General features: G+C 65.9%; 17 protein-coding genes. 4 read left to right on the plus strand and 13 right to left on the minus strand.

Features of this window, described 5'->3' with window-relative positions; all coding sequences use genetic code 11:
• Window positions 1-55: 55 nt before the first annotated feature.
• Window positions 56-3,157, minus strand: coding sequence for an Ig-like domain-containing protein (locus ACLD02_RS00820; RefSeq protein ID WP_410297707.1), 3,102 nt, complete (start codon window positions 3,155-3,157; stop codon window positions 56-58).
• 192 nt (window positions 3,158-3,349) lie between these two features.
• Window positions 3,350-4,195: an esterase/lipase family protein gene (locus ACLD02_RS00825; RefSeq protein ID WP_203105391.1), complete on the minus strand. Its 846-nt coding sequence runs from the start codon at window positions 4,193-4,195 to the stop codon at window positions 3,350-3,352.
• A 168-nt stretch (window positions 4,196-4,363) separates the two neighbouring features.
• On the opposite strand from ACLD02_RS00825, the gene ACLD02_RS00830 reads away from it, so the two are divergent.
• Window positions 4,364-5,287: a hydroxymethylglutaryl-CoA lyase gene (locus ACLD02_RS00830; protein ID WP_203105390.1), complete on the plus strand. Its 924-nt coding sequence runs from the start codon at window positions 4,364-4,366 to the stop codon at window positions 5,285-5,287.
• A 102-nt stretch (window positions 5,288-5,389) separates the two neighbouring features.
• Here the strand turns inward: ACLD02_RS00830 and ACLD02_RS00835 are convergent, their stop codons facing one another.
• The 3 genes from ACLD02_RS00835 to ACLD02_RS00845 all read right to left on the minus strand — a co-directional run bounded on the left by ACLD02_RS00835 (window position 5,390) and on the right by ACLD02_RS00845 (window position 10,020).
• Window positions 5,390-7,876, minus strand: coding sequence for a hypothetical protein (locus ACLD02_RS00835; RefSeq protein ID WP_410297708.1), 2,487 nt, complete (start codon window positions 7,874-7,876; stop codon window positions 5,390-5,392).
• Window positions 7,877-7,929: 53 nt separating this feature from the next.
• A complete protein-coding gene (locus tag ACLD02_RS00840; RefSeq protein ID WP_410297709.1) occupies window positions 7,930-9,069 on the minus strand; it encodes a hypothetical protein in 1,140 nt (379 codons plus the stop codon).
• A gap of 81 nt (window positions 9,070-9,150) precedes the next feature.
• Window positions 9,151-10,020, minus strand: a complete 870-nt coding sequence (locus ACLD02_RS00845) for a hypothetical protein (RefSeq protein ID WP_203104465.1) — start codon at window positions 10,018-10,020, stop codon at window positions 9,151-9,153.
• Window positions 10,021-10,187: 167 nt separating this feature from the next.
• On the opposite strand from ACLD02_RS00845, the gene ACLD02_RS00850 reads away from it, so the two are divergent.
• Window positions 10,188-11,066, plus strand: coding sequence for a crotonase/enoyl-CoA hydratase family protein (locus tag ACLD02_RS00850; protein ID WP_203104464.1), 879 nt, complete (start codon window positions 10,188-10,190; stop codon window positions 11,064-11,066).
• A 90-nt stretch (window positions 11,067-11,156) separates the two neighbouring features.
• On the opposite strand, the gene ACLD02_RS00855 is transcribed toward ACLD02_RS00850, so the two are convergent.
• Complete coding sequence (locus ACLD02_RS00855; RefSeq protein ID WP_203104462.1) at window positions 11,157-11,705, minus strand: YggT family protein; 549 nt, start codon at window positions 11,703-11,705, stop codon at window positions 11,157-11,159.
• Window positions 11,706-11,986: 281 nt separating this feature from the next.
• Here ACLD02_RS00855 and ACLD02_RS00860 point away from each other — a divergent pair, with 281 nt between their 5' ends.
• Both ACLD02_RS00860 and ACLD02_RS00865 read left to right on the plus strand, forming a co-directional pair.
• On the plus strand, window positions 11,987-13,144 hold the full coding sequence (locus tag ACLD02_RS00860; RefSeq protein WP_410297710.1) for an iron-containing alcohol dehydrogenase: 1,158 nt from the start codon (window positions 11,987-11,989) through the stop codon (window positions 13,142-13,144).
• Window positions 13,145-13,218: 74 nt separating this feature from the next.
• Complete coding sequence (locus ACLD02_RS00865; RefSeq protein WP_203104458.1) at window positions 13,219-14,715, plus strand: CoA-acylating methylmalonate-semialdehyde dehydrogenase; 1,497 nt, start codon at window positions 13,219-13,221, stop codon at window positions 14,713-14,715.
• A 175-nt stretch (window positions 14,716-14,890) separates the two neighbouring features.
• Here ACLD02_RS00865 and ACLD02_RS00870 read toward each other — a convergent pair whose 3' ends face one another.
• From ACLD02_RS00870 to ACLD02_RS00900, 7 genes are all read right to left on the minus strand, one after another.
• Window positions 14,891-15,649 carry an IclR family transcriptional regulator gene (locus ACLD02_RS00870; protein WP_203104456.1) on the minus strand — a complete coding sequence of 253 codons (759 nt, stop codon included), beginning with the start codon at window positions 15,647-15,649 and terminating at the stop codon, window positions 14,891-14,893.
• A 73-nt stretch (window positions 15,650-15,722) separates the two neighbouring features.
• Entirely contained in the window at window positions 15,723-16,328 is a 606-nt protein-coding gene (locus ACLD02_RS00875) for an ANTAR domain-containing response regulator (protein WP_410297711.1), read from the minus strand.
• Window positions 16,329-16,330: 2 nt separating this feature from the next.
• Window positions 16,331-17,494, minus strand: coding sequence for a transporter substrate-binding domain-containing protein (locus ACLD02_RS00880; protein WP_203104452.1), 1,164 nt, complete (start codon window positions 17,492-17,494; stop codon window positions 16,331-16,333).
• 95 nt (window positions 17,495-17,589) lie between these two features.
• Window positions 17,590-19,299, minus strand: coding sequence for a nitrilase-related carbon-nitrogen hydrolase (locus ACLD02_RS00885; RefSeq protein ID WP_410297712.1), 1,710 nt, complete (start codon window positions 19,297-19,299; stop codon window positions 17,590-17,592).
• A gap of 13 nt (window positions 19,300-19,312) precedes the next feature.
• Complete coding sequence (locus ACLD02_RS00890) at window positions 19,313-20,806, minus strand: purine-cytosine permease family protein (protein ID WP_410297713.1); 1,494 nt, start codon at window positions 20,804-20,806, stop codon at window positions 19,313-19,315.
• 328 nt (window positions 20,807-21,134) lie between these two features.
• Window positions 21,135-21,944, minus strand: coding sequence for a pyrroline-5-carboxylate reductase (gene proC / locus ACLD02_RS00895; RefSeq protein WP_203104447.1), 810 nt, complete (start codon window positions 21,942-21,944; stop codon window positions 21,135-21,137).
• A gap of 18 nt (window positions 21,945-21,962) precedes the next feature.
• Window positions 21,963-22,658: a YggS family pyridoxal phosphate-dependent enzyme gene (locus tag ACLD02_RS00900; RefSeq protein WP_410297714.1), complete on the minus strand. Its 696-nt coding sequence runs from the start codon at window positions 22,656-22,658 to the stop codon at window positions 21,963-21,965.
• Between the last annotated feature and the right edge of the window lie 6 nt (window positions 22,659-22,664).

Raw genomic sequence — 22,664 nt, forward strand, 5'->3', positions numbered from 1 at the left:
TGATTGTCACTGACACCATGCTACGCCTTCCCTGGCGGTGCAATACTGAGCCGCGTCAACGTTTTATCGGCACGCCCAGATATTGCAGTTTCACCGCCCCTTCCGGGATCTGGAGGTTGATGCTGGCGCTGAGAAACAGCAACAGTTTGCTCAGTTCCACGTTCACCGGAATCGGGTTGCGGTTGTATTGCTGGATCGCCATGCGCCCGTTGGGCAGGAAGGTGAGCGGGCCGGCCAGATCCATGGTCAGCGGGTAGCTGTGCTGGTTGTGCTCGCCGCCCAGGGGCGCTTCCAGGTAGGGCGCGTCGAGATACAGGTCCACTTTGGCGCGGAATTCCGGGCCATCCTCGGTTTCCAGAATCCAGCCGGGGATCAGGCCGTCGTTGTCACCGCAGGCGCCGTCGCCATCGCCGGCGGCGCAGGTGTAGCGCATGCGCATTACCTGGGTGCCGGTGGGGCTCTCGATGGGAATGCCGCCTTCGATCAGCACATCCGCCTTGACCGTCACCGAGGAGGCCAGGATCAGGGTCGGATGCAGCGCCACCCTTACCCCGGGGATGCGCTCTTCCTCGGGCGTGGAGGGGTCGTCGTAGACGCCAGGCCCGAGTACTTCCGAATTGAGACCGCCCACCACCTGGATGTCACAGGCCTCGGGAGTACCGCAGCTCAGGCGCGGGTTCTGGGTCAGAGCGCTGCCGCCCAGTACCTGGAGGCGGGTGGTGTTGAAGCCCGGCTGGCCACCGATGTAGCCCGGTTCGCCGTCGTCGAAGCGGCCGTTGCCGTTGACGTCGGCGCTGGGCAGGTTATCCAGCGCCTGGAACACGCCCTCGCGGGCGGGTTCGCCCCGGAAATGGATCTCCATGTCCGGGCCGCCCCAGTCGGGTTCGGGCGCTTCCAACAGGGCGGTTTGCAGGCGCATGCCAGCGCTGGAGCAGATCGCCTCGCCGCCGCGGCAGTCGTCGGCGGCCTGCCCGGAGGCGCGATTCACCGATTGCAGCTTGTAGCGGTAGGCCACGCCGGGCTCCCAGGGCCGGTCGGGGACGAAGGTCAGGATGCGGGCGCTCTTTTCAAGGCGGCCGGGGACCGCCGTCTGGCAGTCGTATTTGCGTTTATCGCCGTCGTTGCGGATCACCGGCGCGCCGCTGGCGTCGGTCACCACGCGCTCGACCCGGAAGCTGCCTTCATTGCAGCTCTGGCCGAGAATCACCGATTCCGGGTCGATGTCCTGGGAGAAGGTGACGCGGATCGGCCGTTTGGCGGGCAGCCGCGACACCGGCAGGTGATCATCGTCGGCGCCGCCGCCCCGGCAGACGCCATGGTCTCCATCGGCGATGTTCCAGGTGGTCTTGTCCACCGCGCAGGGGAAACCGGGATAGGTGGTGGTGGCCACCGGCGCCACCGGGTCGCCCACCAGCGCCGGCAAGTGGAACTCCCGGCTTACCGGCACCAGCGGGTTGGACGGGTCGGCCAGATCGGTGGCGCGGTCATTCAGGGCGACCTGGTACGGGTCGCCGGGGCGCAGCGGGGTGAGCGGGCGCACCACCAGGGTGGCGCCGTCCAGGGACCAGTCAAACGGCTCCACCTGGCCGGCCCGGGTCAGGGTCAGGGCCTGCTCCACGCTGACCGGGTCCAGCGGCTCGCTGAAGTTGAGCACCAGCGGGTCGCCGGGTTTCACGGTGGGCGCCAGGCCATCCTGGTTGATCAGCGGCGTCATTGATTGCAGCACCGGCGGGGTGGTGTCGGGGATAGGCGTCGGCGCGCCGGTCTGGTCCGGGTAGGATTCGGTGTGCAGGCTGAGCAGACCGAACCCGGTTTCCTGGCCCAGCACCTCCGGTTCCACCACTCCCAGCGCGTCCATGATCAGGCTGGCGCCCCGGGTGCGCACCAGGCCCACCAGCTCCACCTGCAGCAGGGTCTGGCTGAGGCCGCCGTTGGCTTCCGGGTTTTCGGCGGTCATCGCCATGTCCACGTACAGGCGCACCTGGCGGGGGGCGTCGTCGTCGGTGCTGTAGTGGTTGGGCATCAGGTAGCCGGTGGCGTCGGACAGGAAGGTCACGGTGACGTCGCCGGTCTCGATGCCGGCGGGTACGGTGCCGGCCACCTTGACGCTCACGTTGCTGCCCCGGAGCAGGCTGCCCCGGGCGATGCGCAGCGGCGACACCAGCGGGAAGTTGGGCTGGTAGGCCAGCTCGGTGAACACATCGCCGCTTTGCTGGGTGGCGTCGCGGTCGCCCAGCAGCACGGCATCGATGGGCACGCAGTTGAGCGGCGCGCCGGACAACAACGACCGCCGGGCGTCATCCGCGTGGCAGGAATCCGGCCGGTCGCTGCCCGCCGGCGTGTCCTGGACCATCACCGAGCGGGGCCGGGAATCCCGGGCCACCCAGCTTCGCTCCACGGTTTCGCCCAGGGTGGTGCCATCAAAGGCGCGGATCGAGCCGTCCAGGGTCAGGGTGTAGCGCTCGCCGGGCTGTAGATCCTGGCGCGGGTCCAGGCTGATGGCATCGTTCTGGGCCAGCAGCACCGCCGGCACCAGTTCATTGCCCCGGGTAAGACGCACCGACTGCCCATAGACCAGGCTGCGGGTGTCCAGGAGGCGGCTGAAACGCAGGCGCCAGGTGGCGAAATCCATGGCCGGCAGTTGCTCGCCGTCCGGGCTCATCTCCACCAACCGCAGCGGTCCTTCGCGGCGCCGTTCCTGGTTGGGCCCCCGTGGCTCGAAGCGGGTGCGGAAACGAATCCCCTCGCCGGGCAGAGCGAAAGAGAAATCGTCGCCGCTCAGGCCGTTGAGGCGCAGGCGGTAAAGGGTATCCGGCTGCAGCGGGCCATTGGCGGGACGCACCATCAGGCTGCGTCCGTCGCCTACCACCTCCGGCTCGGACAGTGGCACCGGGTTGCCCTGCTCATCCTGGAGCAGCAGGTCGCCGGCGGAGGGGTCGCTCACCGGCGCCGACAGCCGCAACACCAGCGGCGTGTTCGGCGACACCCGTTGCTGGCCGTCGTAGGGATAGCTGAAAAACACCTCGCCGCCGTCCTCGCCAATGCGGGGCGCCGCGTCGTTGCCGGCGGCGCCTTCGCCGCCACCCCCACAGGCGCTCAACGTCGCCAGAGCAGTGATCAGCAACAGGGCCGGGAGAGGGAAGGAGTGCCTTGCCATGGTTATTGTCTCCAACGCCACGCCGGCGGCGCCGGACGGCGGTTTCTTGTTCTGGGGTCCGTGCTCGGGATGCCGGACGGTCTTGGTGGCACTAACGTACCACTTTATTCGAGACAGAAAACCCCGCCGTGCACGCACTTACAAAAAGCCAACAATCGACAGGGGAGAGCCAGGGAGGGAGGAGCGGCGCCCTCAGTCGGCGCGCAGACGTTCGGCCACCGCCCGCGCCACCCGGGGGCTATAGAGCAGGGAGCAGTGCCCCAGGTAGGGCAGGTGCAGGTTTTCCTCGGCGTCCGCGAGCACCGCGGTGGCGGCGGGCAGCACGAAGTTGTCCATGTCCGAGTAGAGGCAGAAGAAGCGGGCGCCACCGGGGCACTCGCCCTCTTCCGCCAGCTCCCGCACGAAGGGGCTGCGGTAGCGCATTTGGGCGGCGGCGCCCCGGGCCGGGAACAGCGCGGCGATGCGCGATCCGTAATGGGGGCTGCCCAGGGTAACGACCTTGCGGACCCGACCGGCCAGGCCCAGGTTCTTGATCGCGTAGCGGCTCAGCGGGCCACCCATGGAATGACACACCAGGTCCACCTGGTCGGCACCGGTGCGCTCCAGTATGCGCTCCACATGCCTGGCCACCTGCCCGGACAGCTTGCGCATATTGATGTGCGGCGGCGTGTAACTGACCGCGTAGACGTTGCGAAATCCCCAACGCCGCAGGCGCCACTGCATCCACAGAAAATTAGCGCTGTTACCGCCGTAGCCGTGGATCAGCACCACCGGCGGCCGGTCCCAGGCGCGGGCGCGCTTGGGCGAGGCGTCCTGAATCAACCGCAGCGGATAGGTGGCCACCAGAAAGGTCAGGCTGAGGGCCTCCAGCAGCATGGCGCGCAGCACGCGCCCGGCCTTCAGGGTGGCCGGCGCCTGATCCAGCACCGGCTCGGGGAAGTTGCGCCGGTCGTAGTGCCAGACCAGATAGAACGCCAGGGTGACGTAGGTGGGAATCAACACCACCACCACCAGAACAACGGACAAAATCCAGAACATGACAGCCTCCAGTACCTTGATCACCGACCCTACCCGCAGCGCCGCCGGCACTCAACGGAGTACCGCTGCGATAACAACAAGCGGCGGCCATTGACCGGCCCCGGCCAGTGTGGCCGCCCGGACGCCGCCATGGCACACTGCGGGACCTCCAAGGCACCGGGATACACCATGACCGACACCGCGATCATCAACGAGGTGGGCCTGCGTGATGGCCTGCAGAACCAGCCCGCCCCCGTGGACACCGATACCAAGGCGCGCATCGCCGAGGCCCTGGTGGCCGCCGGCGTTCGCTATCTGGAGCCGGTGAGCTTCGTCAGCCCCAAGGCGGTGCCGCAAATGGCGGACGCCGCCGCCCTCACCGAACGGCTGCCGCGCGGCGAGGAGCTGCGTTACACCGCCCTGGTGCCCAACCTGAAGGGCTACCAGCTGGCCCGCGACGCCGGCTACCCCACGGTGGCGCTGGTGCTGTCCACCACCGACACCTTCAACCAGCGCAACCTGAACATGAGCCTGGAACAGGCGGCGGCCAGCTGCGAGGCGATCCTGGCGGCGGCCCGGGAGGACGGCGTCGCCACCCGCACCTACATTTCCGGCGCGTTCGCCTGCCCCTACGACGGCCCGGTACCGGTGAGCCTGAGCCAGTCCCTGGCGGAGCGCATGTTCGCCGCCGGCAGTGACGAGGTGGCCATCGCCGACACCATCGGCGGCGGCAATCCGCGCCAGATGAAGGACATCATGGGGCCGCTGATCCGCGACTTCGGCGCCGAGCGGTTCTACGTGCACCTGCACGACACCCGCGGCCTGGCGGCGGCCATGGCCTGGGAAGCGGCGGACCTGGGCGTGCGCCGCTTCGACGCCTCCCTGGGCGGCCTGGGCGGCTGCCCGTTCGCTCCCGGCGCCACCGGCAACATGGCCACCGAGGATCTGGTCTATCTGCTGGAAAGCGTCGGCCTGAAGACCGGCATTGATATAAAGGGCCTGCGCGAGGCCATCGCCCTGGCCGCCGACGCCACCGGGCGCCCGCTGGGCGGGCGCATTCTTTCGTGGATGGATTCCCAGGAGAAACAGGGTAAGACCGTTTGCCTGTGGTAGCGCCGCCCCCATCCCCGTACGAGCGGCTTCAGCCGCGATCAAGGAGGATACCGCCTCCCTATCGCGACTGAAGTCGCGCCTACCGCAACCCCGGTGGAGGACTCAGGGCCCGGTGTTCGGGTAACGGAACTCCCCGGAAACGGAAATGCTGGCATCCTCGCCGGGCAGCACCGGGGCGATATTGCGCGCCACCAGGGTGGCGCTGTAGGTACCCGCCACCTCGCCGTTATCCACGCTGGTCACGTTGATCGTGCAAGACGCTCCTTCCGTGAGGTTCTGAACACCGGACTGGGTGTAGGTCGCCCCATAAGGAATGTTCGCCGGGGTCGCCAGGGTCATGGTGGGCCGCAGGCCATCGACCTCGTCATTGCAGGCGTAATTGCCTACCGCCAGCGGGATCTCCGACCACACCATACGCATCTGGTTGTCCGGCGCATCCAGGTCGTCGAACAGCCGATGGAAGTACCCATTGTGGCCGTTGGACGACACCTCCGAGGCCAGCAAAAAGGTCTCCCCGGCCTGGAAATGGGTATTGCCGTCGTCGATGGTCAGGGTGATGCCGTGGGCGTCACCGCCCAGCGGCCCTTCGTTGACCTGATTGCCGGCATGGAAGGTCTGGGTGGTGAAATTGCGGAAGCTGCCGTGCACCACCAGAGTCCGTTCGGCTTCCGGCAACTCCGTGTCGCCCGGCGCCAACCCAGAGCCGAAGGCGCTGAAACTCGGGCCGATCAGGGTGGCGCTGTAGGTGCCCCGGTATTTGCGGCCCGCGCTTTGTTCAACGGTCACGGTACAGTCACCGCCGTTCGAGGTCCGGAACTTGAACAGGGGGTCGCCAGTGGTCACCCAACCCATCGCCAGGTTCACCGAGGCGGAGGACGCATCACAGTGGTAGGTGCCGACCGCCGGATTGGAGCTGCCCGCCGAGGCGCCGAAATCAATGTAATGGTCCGGGTGGGAACCGTCCTCCAGGGGCTTACCCAGAAGGAAATAGCCGGAACGTATTTCCCGGGTACCGCTGTCGACCATCAGGACCTGGCGAATATCGTCCGACAGCTCGGGCATCGGGCCTTCCTTGCCGGTGTGAATGAAGATCCGGAACTGGCCGTCGCTCAGGGTGACCTGGTCCGCGTCCTTGTCATTGGTCAGGGTGGCGCTGATGATGCGCCCTTCCGTGGCGCCATTGCTGAAGTGATAGTCCACCTGCAATTCGCATTCGGTGGCGGTCCAGGTCTTCTGCACCACCGGCGTTGCCTCCATGTCCACCGTCATCAGCGAAACGCCGGTGTTCTGTCCGCACAGCTGCGTGCCCAGGCTGGCGTGGGCCACGTTGACCTGTGCCCAGGCCAGGTCCTCACCGGCGAACGGCGTGCTGTCCTGGATGGTGTTGCCGTCATCGAAGTTGTTGGCGCGAATCTGGCGCTTACCGGTGGTCGCCATGAACGTTTCGATGAACGGCTGTTCCATGGCCCAGACATGGCCGCCGTGCGCCACCGCCACGCCATTGTGGCCACCGAGCAATTCCGCGCCCGGCTCCGGATTGCCCGTGTCTTCCTGAATCAGCGCCCGGGTGGTGACGCCCTGACCATCGTCATGAACGATCTCCATCACTTCCAGGTCGCCGTTGAAGTACAGACGCACCCGTTCGTCGCCATCGGATTCACCCAAGTTCACCGCGACGTGGCGATCCGCCGCCAGCGTGGTGCGGTCGGAGATGGTGACGATGTCCGAGACCAGGAAGGCGATGCCGGTATCGAAGTCGATGTCGCCCTGGGCGGAAATGCTCACGGTGCCACGGGCATGGTCGCGGTTGGCGACGCCACAGCCGCCACAGTAACCCGGGTCGCCCTCACCCTTACCGATCACCGTATAGGTACCGGCATGAGCAGTCAGCACCGCCAGATTGGCGGGCAACTCGGGGTCGCCCGGGTCGTCCTCCGGGGCCGCCGGAAATTGCTCCAGATTGCCGTCCTTCACCAACGCCAGCAGGGCGTCGTAATCGGCGATGGCCGGATCGTCGTCGATGGCGGCCTGAATGTCGTCCAGCACCTGATCCCAGGCATCGCCGATCGTAAGAGCGAGGGTGAAAGGGTCCCCCGGCGGCAGACTGAAGCCGGCATCGGTCATCGCCGCCAGCAGCTCGGCCTTTCTCGCCGAGAGGGTACTCGCATCCGGCCAGTTGGCCGGCGTGGCGATCCAGGCACCGTCCGCCGCCCCGGTGGCGAGGGCCAGCACCATGTCGGTCAGCGGCGTGATATTGACGGTGCCGGCCTGGCCCGCGTAGCCGCGCAGAGTGACCGCCGGGGTGCCGCCGGTTACCGTCAGCGCGCAGGGCAAGGCGGAGCCGTCAACTTCACCGCTCCAGGAGCCATCGGCCTGGGTGGTCACCGGGCTGGTGAAGCCGCTGCCGTCCGAGCACTCGGCGGTGACGGTGCCAGCCTGAATCGCCGCGCCGACGGCGGCGGTACCGGCCAGGCTCGAGGCGGAGGGACCGGAAGGCACCTCCCCACCGGCGGCGCCACCGTGATGACCTCCATCGCCACCGCAGCCCGCCACCGTCAGCACGGCCCCCAGGAGACCCAACCTGATCATCAAGATCCATTTCGTTGAACGCATACCCAACCCCTTCTTTCGTTCGTTCGGACTCATCGGGAAGCGGCGGCCCGGGTGGCCGCCATGCCGGCCAGGCCGTCCGAGAGCGTCACTGCCTCGGTGGCATAGACCTCGGGCATCACGTTGACCTGGTAGCGGGTGATATCGCGGGCCACCTTGCTCGACGTGCCGCTCAAGGCGCTGAGCATACCGATGGCCTTGGTCACGCCGGACGTCAGTTTGTCGCCGCTGGTGGTGACGTTGTCGATGCTGCTGTAAAAGCGTTTCGGGCTGGCCACGGCCTGCCGGGTGGCGAACACCGGCTGGTGATTCAGGCGGGTCATGCACTTTTCCTTTCCGTATTCCCGCCAGCACTTCTGTTCGCCAAGGGGCTGGAAGCGCAGATCGCCGCTGACGGCCAGTTGGATGTCTGCTTTTACCTTGGCCGAGTTCTTGTTGGCCAGGCCGGCGAAGGTCTTGTGCCCATCGGATTCCAGGGACGCGAAATCCACCAGCAGATTGATGTTCACCCCGGTCATGCCCAGGTCCTTCATGAGCAGGCCCGCCCGTTGCTCGGCGGCGTCACCGGACACCGCCTTGAAGGATTGCGCCAGGCCACCGGCGGCACCGATATAGCGCGAGTCGGTGACACTTTCGCCGCTACGGGCCAGCACCAGGTAGCGGGTGCCGCTTCTTTTTTCCTTGTGCTCGAACGGGCTGGGACGGCCGCCGGCCTGAATCGCCTGATAGTGCGGGCTGGCCGTGATGGTGGCGTGGGGCACCAGTTGGAAACCGGCGTCGGCCAACCGTGCTTCGGCATCGGCGCAGGCCTGGTCGGCGATGCGCCGCAGCTCGCCCTGGTCCAGACCATTGGCGGTATAGGTCACGGTGACCTTTACATCCGAGCGGCTGATGGTGCCGGTGGCGCGGGTGGCCCCGGCCCGGAAACCACCGCTGGTGGACGCCGAGGCCGCCGTGGTCATGCCGAACATCACATTGCACGACAGCACGCCCACCTTGCTCACGCCCTTCATGTATTTTTCGTTGTTGGCGTCGATAAAGCGCCCCGCCTGATCGGCGGCGGCGCCTTCCGCGTTATAGCCCGGCGCCGGCGCGCCGGTGCTGACGCAGCCCGCCAGTGACAGCAGCACGACGGCCAGGGGCGCGAGCCGAAGGTAGGAAGGAACGGACATGACGATTCTCCATGCACTGGATTCTGTTTCGTCACATCCTAGGGCAGCGCCGGCGCGCGGAATCCCCCGCGAATAGGGGGGTCAGTCGATACTCAATGCGGCCATGGCATCCGCGTAGGGGGCCACCGGCGTGGGCCGGTGGGTGTGCCGGTCCAGTAACACCATGACGCTCTCCGCCGCCGCCACGGCCTCACCGTCCACGGTGATACCGCCGCTGAGCACGAAGGAGGTATTACCCACCCGCCCCAGGCCGGAGGCCAGGCGTACCTCGCCCATGCCTCGATCCCAGCGACCGAAGTTCAGGTCGATGCGCGCCACCAGCAGGCCCAGTTCCGGCTGACGCAGTTCACTGAGTGAGCCGGCGCGGGCCTGCTCGGTGTAACGCGCCAGCGCCAGTTCCGACAGGCGCCGGTCCGGGTCCAGGTCCGCGTAGCGGGCGGTCAGCGGCACCCGCAGCGGATAGCCGGCGAAGGCGTTCGCGTCCAGGGGCCGCGCCGCCGGCCAGACCGCCTCCATGGGCCGCTCGCCGAGAGCCCGGGCCACATCGTCCGGCAGCGGCACCCAGCGGTCCCCTTGCCAGGCGCCCAGCAGACAGTCCTGCACGCCCACGCATTCGTCGTTCTGAAACAGGGCGGTGCGCAGGTGCGCCTGCCCGGCGTCCGCCCCCAGCACCGTGGCGGTGGCGGTGAGCGGGTGCGGGTAATGGGTTTCTCCCAGAAACTGGGTAAGGGTACGGCGCGGTCGCAGCAGAACATCATCGGCGTACCACACCGGTCGCGTCAGGGTATCCATGAGCAGGCGGGTGCGTGCCTCCAGGTGAAAGCTCTGCACCGCCACGTTGTTGACGTGACGCTCGGTGTCCAGGTGGCTGTAGTGGGGCATCAGGGACAGGTGGAAAGGATAGGTGTCCGGTGACCGCCAGATGCCGTCCGGTTTGCTGCCAGGGTTCAAAGCGCGCTCTCCCAAAACGATTTCAAGCCCGCAAGCCTACCGTCGCGGGCGCCCGGCGCCCAGAGCCGGCGATGACCAAAACCGCCGGACCGGTGTCGTAACTGGCGGTTGCGGGGGTCCGGGGCCTGGCCAATGATGGTGGATCACGCTTGCTTCGAGGAACCGCCATGCAACTGCCCGTTTTCAATACCCTGGAACTGACCGTCGACGACGACGGCATCGCCACCCTCTTTCTGAGCCGCCCGGAGAAGATGAACGCCTTCAACCGGGAAATGAAGGACGAGCTGCTGGCCGCCTTCGATTTCACCGACCGGCATGACGAGGTGCGCGCGGTGATCGTCACCGGCAAGGGCCGCGCCTTCTGCGCCGGCGCTGACCTGTCCTCCGGCGGCGACACCTTCGACTACAAGAAGCGCGGCGGCGAAGGCGCCAACCCGGACGACGCCCACCGCGACGGTGGCGGCCAGGTGGCGATGCGCATCTACCGCAGCCTCAAGCCGGTGATCGGCGCGGTGAACGGCGCCGCCGTGGGCGTGGGCATCACCATGCAATTGCCGATGGACGTGCGCATGGCCTCCGAGGACGCCAAGTTCGGTTTCGTATTCTCGCGCCGGGGCATCGTCAACGAGGCGGCCTCGTCCTGGTTCCTGAGCCGCGTGGTGGGTATTTCCTCGGCGCTGGAGTGGTGCTTCACCGGCCGGGTGTTCAGCGCCGCGGAAGCCAAGGAACGCGGGCTGGTGCGCTCACTGCACAAACCCGACGAGCTGTACCCGGCGGCGGTGGCCCTGGCCAAGGAGATGGTGGAGCAGAGCGCGCCGGTATCGGTGGCGATGATTCGCCAGATGATCTGGCGCATGGCCGGCGCCGACCACCCCATGGAGGCACACAAGCTGGACAGCAAGGCGATGAAATCCCGGGGTGGCTCCGAGGACGTCAAGGAAGGGGTGATGTCGTTCCTGGAGAAACGCCCGGCGGTGTTCCCGGATAAGGTGTCCCGGGACCTGCCGGACTTCTTCGACTGGCAGGGCGAACCGCCGTTCGAATAGGGCGGCGAGCATCGCGGCTAAAGCGGAACGCCGCCCAGCCGCTCCTACGGTGCGTTCTTTGTAGGAGCGGCTTTAGCCGCGATGCAGCGATCAGTGAAGCTGGAACAGAATCTTCACGAACTGCACGCCCAGCAGCACGATCAGCGGGCTCAGATCGAGCCCGCCCATGTCCGGCAGCAACCGCCGGCAGGGCGCCATGATCGGCTCGGTGATCTGAATCACCACCCTCACGATCGGGTTGGAAGGGTCCGGCGCCACCCAGCTCAGAATCACCCGGATCAATACCGCCCAGAAGATGTAGTTGAGCAGCAGGGTGGCCAGCTCCCGCAACGTATACACCAGCAACTGCGGACCAATACCGGCGGGCAAACCGCCGGTCTGGATCGACAGCAACATCAGCGCCTTGACCACGATCAGCAGCACCACCAGCACCAGGGACGCGATGTCCAGGCCCCGATAGCCGGGAATGACGCGCCGCAGCGGTGCCAGCAACGGGTTGGTGGCACGCAGCACGAACTGGGATATCGGATTGTAGAAATCCGCCCGCGCCACCTGCAGCACGAAGCGGGTCAAGACAATGAAAATATAGACGCTGAAGGCGAAATCGATCAGGAAAACCGCGGCACCCTGAGGGTTCATGGTGACTCCAGACTATGCGTTTGGCGTCAGAGTATTGGGGTAAAACGCGGCGAATTCAAACGATCCCGCCGCCGCCCGCCCGACCATTCCCGCCAACCAGGCCCGCCATCCCGTGAGCAGGAGCGCACGGTGCGCCATCACGCCGGTTGACATCGCTTCTCTTACAAATAATGATACATATCGTATCGTTATACATGATCAAAAAATAAACCTGATGGCCCAATAGCCGCTTCGGTACCTTCTTTCCCCAGGGTCCGGCGGCGATATAAGGAGAATTCGCCATGGCCTCAATCCTTCTTCCCCGGATCATGGAAATCGGCGCCGGCGCCCTGAGCCGGCTGCCCGATGTGCTCACCACCCTGCAAAGCCGGCGCCCGCTGATCGTCACCGACCGGATGATGGTGGAACTGGGTTACGTGGATCGTGTGCGTGACGTGCTCGCGCCCCTGAACATCCCGGTGGAGGTATTCGCCGACACCGTGCCCGAACCCACCGCCTCGTCGATCACCGCCGGCGTGGAGCGGGTGCGTCAGGGCGACTACGACGCCATCGTCGCCCTGGGCGGCGGCAGCCCCATCGACAGCGCCAAGGCCATCGCCGTGATGGGCCGCCATGGCGGCAACATCCGCGACTACGCCTTCCCCCGGCAGGTCAACGAACCGGCCCTGCCGATCATCGCGGTACCGACCACCGCCGGCACCGGCTCCGAGGCCACCCGTTTCACCATCATCGCCGACGACGACAGCGACGAAAAACTGCTGTGCGTGGGCGCCAGCTTCATGCCGGTGGCCGCCCTGGTGGACTTCGAGCTGACCCTGTCGCTGCCGGCGCGGACCACCGCCGACACCGGCATCGACGCCATGACCCACGCCATGGAGGCCTACGTCAGCCGCAAGGCCAACCCCTACAGCGACCAGCAAGCGCTGGCCGCCATGCGGCTGATCGGCCCCAACCTGCGGCGCGCCTACCACGATGGCCAGGACCGCGAGGCCCGCGAAGGCATGATGCTTGGCGCCACCCTGGCCGGCGTCGCCTTCTGCAATTCGTCGGTGGCCCTGGTGCACGGCATGAGCCGGCCCATCGGTGCTTTCTTCCACGTGCCCCACGGCCTCTCCAACGCCATGCTGCTGCCGGCGGTGACCGAGTACTCGATCCCCAGCGCCGGCGCCCGCTACGCGGACTGTGCCCGGGCGCTGGGCTTCGCCGGCGCCGGCGACGACGACGGTAACGCCAACCGCAAGCTGCTGGACGCCCTGGTTTCGATCAACCAGGAACTGCGGGTGCCGACGCCGGCGGATTTCGGCATCGACCGCCAGCACTTCTTCGAGGTGCGCCACACCATGGCCGAGCAGGCCCTGGCTTCCGGGTCGCCGGGCAACAACCCGCGCGTTCCCGACGCCGCTGAGATCGTCACCCTTTACGAGAGCCTGTGGGACTGAGCCCGCGACACTCCAATTCAACACACCGTGATTCAACACACGCTGATTCAATACACCCGATTCGAGGTATCTCCATGAACGTGATAGGCCATTTCATCAACGGCGCCGAGCGCGAGGACAACACCCGCACGCAGGACGTCTTCAACCCGGCCACCGGCGAGGCCAGCGGCCGGGTGGCGCTGGCTTCCAAGGGCACCGTGGAAGAAGCGGTCACCGCCGCCGAGCAGGCTTTCCCCGCCTGGCGGGCCACCCCGCCCATGAAGCGCGCGCGCATCATGTTCCGCTTCAAGGAACTGCTGGAGCAGAACGCCGACGCGGTGTGTCGGGCCATCGGCGCCGAGCACGGCAAGATCCTGCACGACGCCGCCGGTGAACTGCAGCGCGGCATCGAGAACGTGGAGTACGCCTGCGGCGCGCCGGAACTGCTGAAAGGGGAATACTCCAAGGACGTGGGCCCGGGCATCGATTCCTGGAGCGAATTCCAGCCCCTGGGCGTGGTGGCCGGCATCACGCCGTTCAACTTCCCGGCCATGGTGCCGCTGTGGATGTTCCCGATGGCGCTGGTGTGCGGCAACACCTTCGTGCTCAAGCCCTCGGAGCGCGATCCCAGCGCCTCCATGCTGATGGCCGCCCTGCTCAAGGAAGCCGGCCTGCCGGACGGCGTTTTCAATGTGGTCAATGGCGACAAGGAAGCCGTGGACACCCTGCTCACCGATCCCCGCGTGATGGCGGTGAGCTTCGTCGGCTCCACGCCCATCGCCGAGTACATCTATGCCACCGCCAGCGCCAACGGCAAACGCTGCCAGGCCCTGGGCGGCGCCAAGAACCACGCCATCGTGATGCCGGACGCGGACATGGACAACGTGGTCAACTCCCTGCTGGGCGCCGCCTTCGGCTCCTGCGGCGAACGCTGCATGGCGCTGTCGGTGGCGGTGGCGGTGGGCGACGAGGTCGCGGATCGCCTGGTGGACAAACTCAAGGACGCCATGGCCAGCCTGAAAGTGGGTGTCTACGAGGAGCAAAGCAACGACTTCGGGCCGACCATCACCCGGGAACACCAGGCCCGGGTGATCGGCCACATCGACAGCGCCGAGGACCAGGGTGCCCGGGTGGTGGTGGATGGCCGCCACCTGACCGTACCGGGCTACGAGCAGGGCTTCTTCGTGGGCGCCACTCTGATCGACGGCGTTACCGCCGAAATGGACAGCTACAAGGCGGAAATTTTCGGCCCGGTTCTGCAGGTGATGCGCGCCGGTTCCATGGAAGAAGCGATGACGCTGATCAACGACCACGAGTACGGCAACGGCACCTGTATCTACACTCGCGACGGTGAAGCGGCCCGCTATTTCAGTGACCACATCCAGGTGGGCATGGTGGGTATCAACATCCCGCTGCCGGTGCCGGTGGCCTACCACAGCTTCGGTGGCTGGAAACGCTCCCTGTTTGGCGACCTGCATGCCTACGGCCCGGACGGCGTGCGCTTCTACACCAAGCGCAAGACCATCACCCAGCGCTGGCCCTCCTCGGCGGTGCGCGAGAACGCCGAGTTTTCCATGCCAACCATGAAATAAAGCGCCCGTTGAATCTGCCTTGCCTCTGGCGGCCCCGGTGAACACCGCGGCCGCTTTTTTTTCGCCGGACAGCCTCCCCCGTAGGAGCGGCTTCAGCCGCGATCTCGGTGCTGCAGCCACGATCTCGGTGTGTGCTATCGCGACTGAAGTCGCTCCTACAAGTCGGTCCTACACGTTACTGGATGGCGCCGAGGGCGGCGGCGGCTTCGCGCATCATCGGCAGGAAGCCGCGCAGGGTGGCGAGGTCGGTGCGGATTACCGGCGCGTGCACATTGAGAAAGGCAAACGGCTGGCCATCCGGATCGCGGATCGGCACCGCCACCGCCACCATGCCGTCAATGAACTCCTCGTTGTCCTCGCTTTCCTCGCGCTCGGCGATGGCCGCCAGTTCATCGAGAAATTGCCGCTCGTCGGTGAAGGTGTTCCGCGCCATGCGCGTCAGCGGCAAGCTGGCGACCACCGCGCGGCGACGCTCCTCGGGCAGCAACGCCAGATACAGCTTGCCGCTGGCGGTGCACCATACCGGCGTGCGCGTGCCCACCGGCAAATGAATGTGCAGCGGCCAGTTGGCCTGGGCGCGATCGGAATACATCATTTCCAACTGCATGGGGATGGCGATGGAGCAGGTCTCGCCGATGCGCGCCGCCAGCGTGTTGAGAATCGCCTCGCGCTCCAGGCGATAGCTGTCGCTTTGGAATACGTCCAGGGAAATCCGATACAGACGCGGGCCGGGAATCCACAGCCCACGGCTGTCCATGCGCAGAAAATCTTCTTTTTCCAGTTGCTGCAGCAACCGGTGCACGCTGGGTTTGGGGATATCCAGAAGGTGGGAAAGATCCGCCGGCGAGATCGGGCGCTGCTCCCGGGAGACCCGCTCGATCAGGCCCAGCACCCGGGTAATCGAGGAGCCTTTCTCTCGTCTGTTCACCGCCATGGATTGTTCCTTGCGCGCGCCGGAAAGCAAAGCCGAAGGATACCGAAACGGTCGCCCGATGGCACGCCAGGCGCTAGCCGATAAGATCCTTGGCGAGGCGCAGATAACCTTCCGGGCGGGCCAGCAGATCGAGGCTGAAATGTTCCACGGTCTTTTGCTGGTTCATGGCCAGCGACCGCAACAACGCATAGGCGTCGTCCTCGCCGAGATCGAACGTCTTCATCAGCAACAACTGCGCCGAGAACAGAAACCGGCGTATCCGCAACCGCTCCTCAAGACGCTCGATGCGTACTTCCAGGCCTTGGCGCTGATCGGCGGCGGCCCGCGCCAGGGTCAGAGCGGTCATCACCCCGTCGAAGCGCACCGGCTTGCGCAGGTAGGCCGAGGGCGCCTGGCGGATGATCCACTGCAACCGCGACGGTGCTTCCACGCCGGTCAGCACTATGAGCGGCAACGCCGGCCAGGTCAGCTCACGATCCGGATGGCTGAGCACCGGGCTGTCACCGTCGAACAGCACCATGTCGGCGTCCTCGCACGACTGCTCGTCAGGCAGGTCATCGTAAAAGCGGCCTTCCACCCCAAGGCGGCGGAACTGTTGCTCCAGGTGCCGGGCGTCGCGGCCATCACAGGCGATCACCAGCAGCCGCAGCCCCCTTACGCGTATCCGTGGCCGGGACATGGCTAGCTGGCTCCCGGGCCGAGCGCGTCCAGATCCACCCATGTCAGCCAGGGGTCCGGCTTGATCGGTTCATCGCCCTCCCAAAACACTTCCAGGCGACCGTCATGGCAGCGGGCCAGGCGCGGGGTTAGCCAGGCATGGTTGTTGTCCGGGTCGATGCGTACCCGGCCCGCCGGGCTTTCCAGTTCATCCCGCCAGGCGGCCGCGCGCACCGCTTCCACCTGCTGGCCGCCGCACCGGTGAATGGCGCGCGCCAGGAACTGGCCGGCGGTCCAGGCCGCCACCGAATCCACCGACGGTGAACTGTGATCGCCGAAGCGCGCGCGGTACTGATCCAGAAAGCGCGTGTTGGCTTCGTTGCGCACCGACTGAAACCAGGCGGAGGACACCAGGTAACCCTCCAGGGCTTCCTTGCCCACCAGGCTCACCTCCGCTTCGCACAGCGTCAGGCTGAGCTTGATGACGGTGTCCGACGCCAGATAGGGGTCGCGCTCGGCGGCCTCTCGCCAGGCATGGTAGAAGCGATAGGCGGATTGCCCAACCAGGGTCACGAGCACCACCTTGGGCCGGCGTTCGGCGATGTCCTGGATGATCGCGTCCACATCGGTATCACCCAGGTTCACCAGCCGGCTGGCTTCGAGCCGGTGGCCGGTGGCGGCCAACGCCTCCGCGGTGATGCGGTCGATCTCCCAGGACCAGACGTAGTTGGACCCGACGTGATAGATATCGCCGGGATGCTCGCGCAGCAACCAGGCCAGCATCGGCAACACATGCTGATTGGGCGCGGCGCCCAGGTAGATGACGTTGTTGCTGCTCTCGAAGCCTTCGTAGCGGGCGGAATGCCACAACAGGGCGTTGGCGCCTTCGATCAGCGGCAGAATCACCTTGCGTGACGCCGAGGTGTAGCAGCCGACGATGTGCTTGACGCCGTGGCGGTACAACAACTCGTGGCAGTGTTCATGGTAATGATCCAATACACCGCCCGGGTCACGCACGATCGGCGCCAGGGTGAAATCGAATTCGTTGTTGGCGTTGATCTGCTCGATGGACATCATGATGCCGTTGAGCATCTCCCGACCGATCACGCCATACTCGCCGGAGACGGAATACAGAATGCCCACCGGGATCACTGGCTTGCCGCTCTCGGTATCGTGTCGCGAAGCCATTGCTGCTCCTGAAAAGTTGCTGCTCCTGAAAAGTTGCTGCTCCTGGAAAATTGCTGCTCCTGAAAAGGGGGCGGCGGAGCCGCCCCGATACGGTTTCAACCGGTCGTTTCGCGCTCCACCAGGGGTTGATAATGATGCGGCTGGCGCATCAGCACCAGATCCTTGCGGCGCACCACATGGGTGGGGTACGGGGCCTGATCGTCGCCGGTGTCGATGGTCATCATCACCACGCCACCGTGGCGAATCTGTTTCACCTCGCTGCGCGGGAACGCGAAGGTGTCCGGCCCGTACACCCCGCTGAGCCCGAAGGCGCCGCCGCCGGCGTCGTTGGCGAACACCAGCCACAGGTTGTTCTCACCGGCGCGCACGCGCGGCAGCAGCCAATGGTGCGGGTCCTCGCCGGTGGGAATCGGGTAGTTCTGGGCAATACGCGAACCAGCGTGAGCCATCGGCACCGGGCCGTGCAACGATGCCGGCGCGGCGATGATGTCACAGCCCTCCAGGCTCAACACGCGACCGGCCTCGGGCACGGTCAGATCCTCACCGAGCAGCAGGCCGACTCGGCCACAGGGCAGATCGTGGAACACCCAGCGGTCACCGGCGCTGAGCCAGTGACGGTCCCGCTCGGCCACGTGAATCTGCCGATAGTCCGCCAGTACGCCGGCGGGGCCCACCAGGCGGGCGCTGTTGTAATAGCGGTCTCCGTCCCGCTCCAGCCAGCCCACCACCAGATTGAGGTTGGTTTCCAAAGCGATGTCGAGCACTTCCTGCAACGCCGGGTCACCGGCCTCGATGGCACTGTCCGCGCCACCGGGGCCGGTCAGGGCCCGCTCCGGGAACACCAGCAGTTCGGCGCCGCCGTCCCTGGCCTGGCGGGCCAGGTCGCGCAGGGTCCGCAGGTTGCCGTTAACGTGCTCGGCGGGCGCGAACTGGGCGGCGGCCACCACCGACCGCTTGCCCGGGGGCAGCGGCCGGAAACCGTACAGGCCAAAGAAATCCTTCGGGTTCCAACTGAAGGTGTTGGTCAGCAGCCGGTGGTACAACTCCGGTCGCCGCTTACCCAGGCTGCGGTTGCGTTCGGGCAGCTCAATGTCGGCGCGCACCACGCCGTCGCCGCTATCGCGGTAGCCGAGCAGGGCGCCATCGGCGCCCACCACGCAACTGCCGCCGCTGAACTGCACGCCCCGCTCCCATCCCCAGCGGTTGCCTTCGATCAGTGCGCAATCGTTTTCCCAGGCCCGGGTCAGCCAGTAGGGCGCCGGCGTGCGCTCATCCAGCCAGTTGCTGAGATGGCAGATCACCTGGGCACCGTTCAGCGCCATCAGCCGCGCGGTTTCCACGAAATGGATGTCCATGCAGACCAGCAGACCGATGCGGCCAATGGGGGTATCGAACACCGCGTGCTGGTCGCCATTGGCGGCCCATTTCGGCTCGGCGATGTAGGGGTGCGTCTTGCGGTGCACGCCCACCACCCCCGCCGGCCCCACCAGCACGGCGCTGTTGTAGTAAAGATCGGTGGCCGGGTCCCGCTCCGGCATTCCCACCACGATGTAGCAATCATGACGGGCGGCCAGCGCGGTGAACGCCTCCGTGGTGGGGCCGGGCACCGGCTCCACATGGGGGGCCACTTCCTCGCGGTGATACCAGCAATAACCGGTGGTGGCCATCTCTGGCAGCACGATCAGGCGGGCGCCGTCCCGGGCCGCCTCCTCGGTCAACGCCAGCAAACGGTCGATGTTGTCGCTTTTCTTGCCCAGCGTCGGTTCGAACTGAACCGCCGCCACCGGCAGTTTTTGCGCGGTCATGGAAACGCTCCTGTTATTGTGCGGATGAATAGGACATGGCCGCGGCGTCCGGGCGCGGTCCCTGGTAGCGCTGGGAAGGCCGCCAGCGGGTCGGCATGTCCTCGGGGAAAGTGCTGAAGTAAAAACGACCACGGGTGGCGGCGCTGATGATCACATGGATCACCGGACCCACCAGCATGGCGATGAAGGAAGCGAACACCATCGGATAGGCGCCGAGAATGCCGGCGGCGCCAATCGCCACGGCCACCGCCAACGCGATCGAGCCGGACGGGTTCCAGCGGCGCAGGTACTCCTTGCGGTATTCCACGAAGTCGGTGGGCGCCAGGCCCAACAGCTTCCGGCACACGAAGTAATCGGTGAGGATGATGAACACCCAGGTGTTGGTGAGAATGCCGGTGATGGCCAGGAAAGTGCCGGTGTACTGAAGGATGTTGCACACATAGAACAGCACCCCGAACGCCCATACCAGCACCATCCACCACTGCCGGCCGGGCCGGTAGTTAAAGGCCATGTCCATGGTGTTGGAGAGCGCGATGGAGCCGGAATACAGGTTCATCACGTTGATGCGGATCTGCGTGATGATGGTGAAGATCACACCCACCACGCCGATCACCATGGGGAATACGAAACCCGGATCAAGCGCATGGCTCCAGACGTCGCCGCTTTTGATGTGCGGCATCAGGGTGTAGGCCAGGTAGGCGCCGAACAACATCACGGCGACGATCGGGATCAGCATGCCGAGCATGATGGTGGCGGTGCCCTTGTGAGTGATGCCGGGTTTGGCGAAGCGCCCGTAATCGGTGGCGAGCAGGCCCTGGAACACGATCTGCCCGTTGGCCATGTTCAACACCATCCACATGGCGTTGCTGTCCGCGTCACCCTTGGGTTGCCAACCGGCGAAGCCCACCGGCGTGTAGTCATGGGCCAGTTGCCACATGCAGAACGCGAACAACACCACGAAGATCGGCACGCCCCAGGTCTGCAGAAACTGCATCGAGGACATTCCCTTCCAGACGAACCAGATGGCGGCCAGGCCCATGGTGGCGAAGATCGCGATGCCCATGGGCGAATCCACGGCGATGCCCAGTTGATTGGCGATGGCGTGGGAAACGATGGTGCCTTCGAACAGAAAATAGAAAATAAAGTTGATCGCGTAGATCAGCGAGGTGACCGCCGAGCCCATATAGCCGAAGCCCAGACCCCGGGTCATCAGGTTCAGCGACAGGCCTTCCTTGCTGGCCAGTTTCATGATCACGGCGCCGATCAGGGTGGCGAGCACCGCCATGTAGAGGATCGGTATCCACACCTTTGGCCAACCCACCTGATAGGTCATGTCGGCGCCCAGGCTGAACCAGAACATGGCGGTGGAGTTACCGAGCAGCACCAGAATGATGGCCGGAATCGGCCAGCGATAGTGATGGGGAACGCGGCCGACGGCGTAATCTTCCACCGCTTCCGCTTCAGTGATGTCCTGTGGACCTTGAAACCACTCTTTCAGCTTTCCCATATTTTTTTCTCCAAAAAAAAAGCCCCGTCGACTCCAAGAGTCGACGGGGCTTCTTCGCCTTCGATTGTCTTTATCAACGGCGCCGTTATCAGCGCCTTCTGTTGAGTACCGCGACAGACTTCGTTGCCTGTGCCGGCGCGGAGGCCAGCGAAGCGGTACCAGGCTCAAGCAATTTTCGCACCACCTCGGGTGCCGGTGACGCGCCCGCGCGGAACGCGGCGTTCACCGCGAAAGATACTAGCACCACCAAATCGGAAAGGTACACCCCCTGACGGCGTGGGCGCACCAGCCTGTATCACCCCGCACCCGAATCGGGCACGGGCCGGGACTACTCCGCCAGTTGTTCGGAGCGCTCGCGGGCGGCGGCCACGGCGGCCTGTACCTGCTCGCGGAAACCGGCCTCCTCGAACACGCCCAGCGCGGCGGCGGTGGTGCCGCCGGGGCTGGTCACCCGCTGACGCAGAATTTCCGGGCCCGCTTCACTGGTGATCGCCAGCTGAGCGGCGCCCCAGGCGGTTTGCAGCACCATCTGGCGGGCGGTGGCGGCATCCAGCCCCTGGGCCACGGCGGCGTCGATCAGGGATTCCATGAGCAGGAAAAAGTAGGCCGGACCGGAACCGGACACCGCGGTCACCGCGTCCAGCTCCTTCTCCTGATCGAACCAGAAGGTCAACCCGACGGCACCGAGAATCTGCCCGGCCATGGCCTTTTGCTCCTCGCTCACACCGTCGGCGGCGAACAGGCCGGTGGCGCCGGCCTGCACCAGGGCCGGGGTATTGGGCATGCAACGCACGATGGGCGCGTCGCCCAGCCATTCACGCAGATTGGCCACGGTGACGCCGGCGGCGATGGAGATCACCATGGGCTGGCGTTCGACGATGATCTCGCGCAGGGCAGCGCAGGCATCGCCCATCACCTGGGGCTTCACCGCCAGCACCAGCACGTCCACGCGGCGCGCCACGTCCAGGTTGTCGTGGGTCACGTGCACCCGGTGCAGTTGCGACACTTCATCCAGACGGTCCTTGGACGGATCGCTCATCCAGATGCGCGCCGGACGAATGCCCTTGGCGATCATGCCGCCGGCCAGGCTGTTGGCCATGTTGCCGGCCCCGATGAATCCAATCAGTTGCTGTGCCATAACTGCGCCATTCCTTTATTAGCCGTCCTGCTTGGGCGGACGCGGGCCGAACAGGGCGGTGCCCAGCCGGATCAGGGTGGCGCCTTCTTCGATGGCCACCGGATAGTCCGCGCTCATGCCCATGGACAGGGTGTCGAGGGCCGGCATTGTATTGCGCAATTGTGACAGTGTCATGGCGAGCTGGCGGAACGCGGCCCGGTTGTGGTCCTGGGCGTCGGCACGGGGAATCGCCATCAGGCCACGCAGCCGCAGCCTGGGCCATTCCCCGAACCGGGCCGCCAGCACCGGTACCTCAGCCAGGGGCAGGCCGCTCTTGCTGTCCTCGTTGTCCAGATTGACCTGCAGACAGACCTCCAGTGGCGGCAAATCCGCCGGGCGCTGGTCATTCAGCCGACGGGCGATCTTGGCGCGGTCCACCGAATGCACCCAGTGGAAGTGCTCGGCCACCTCCCGGGTCTTGTTGGACTGCAGCGGACCGATGAAATGCCAGATCAGGCCGCGACCGGCCAGGGCCGGCATCTTGTCCAGAGCCTCCTGCAGGTAATTTTCGCCGAAATGGCGCTGGCCCTGGTCCGCCAGGGCGGCGATTTCATCGGCGCCACGGGTCTTGCTCACCGCCACCAGGGTGACCGTGTCCGGGTCCCGGCCGGCGGCCGTGCAGGCGGCGTGAATCCGTGCGCGAATCGAGGTTAGCGGCGTATCAGCGTCGGGCATGATTGA

The organism is Alloalcanivorax sp. C16-2 (assembly GCF_046507615.1).
GTDB lineage: Bacteria > Pseudomonadota > Gammaproteobacteria > Pseudomonadales > Alcanivoracaceae > Alloalcanivorax > Alloalcanivorax marinus_A.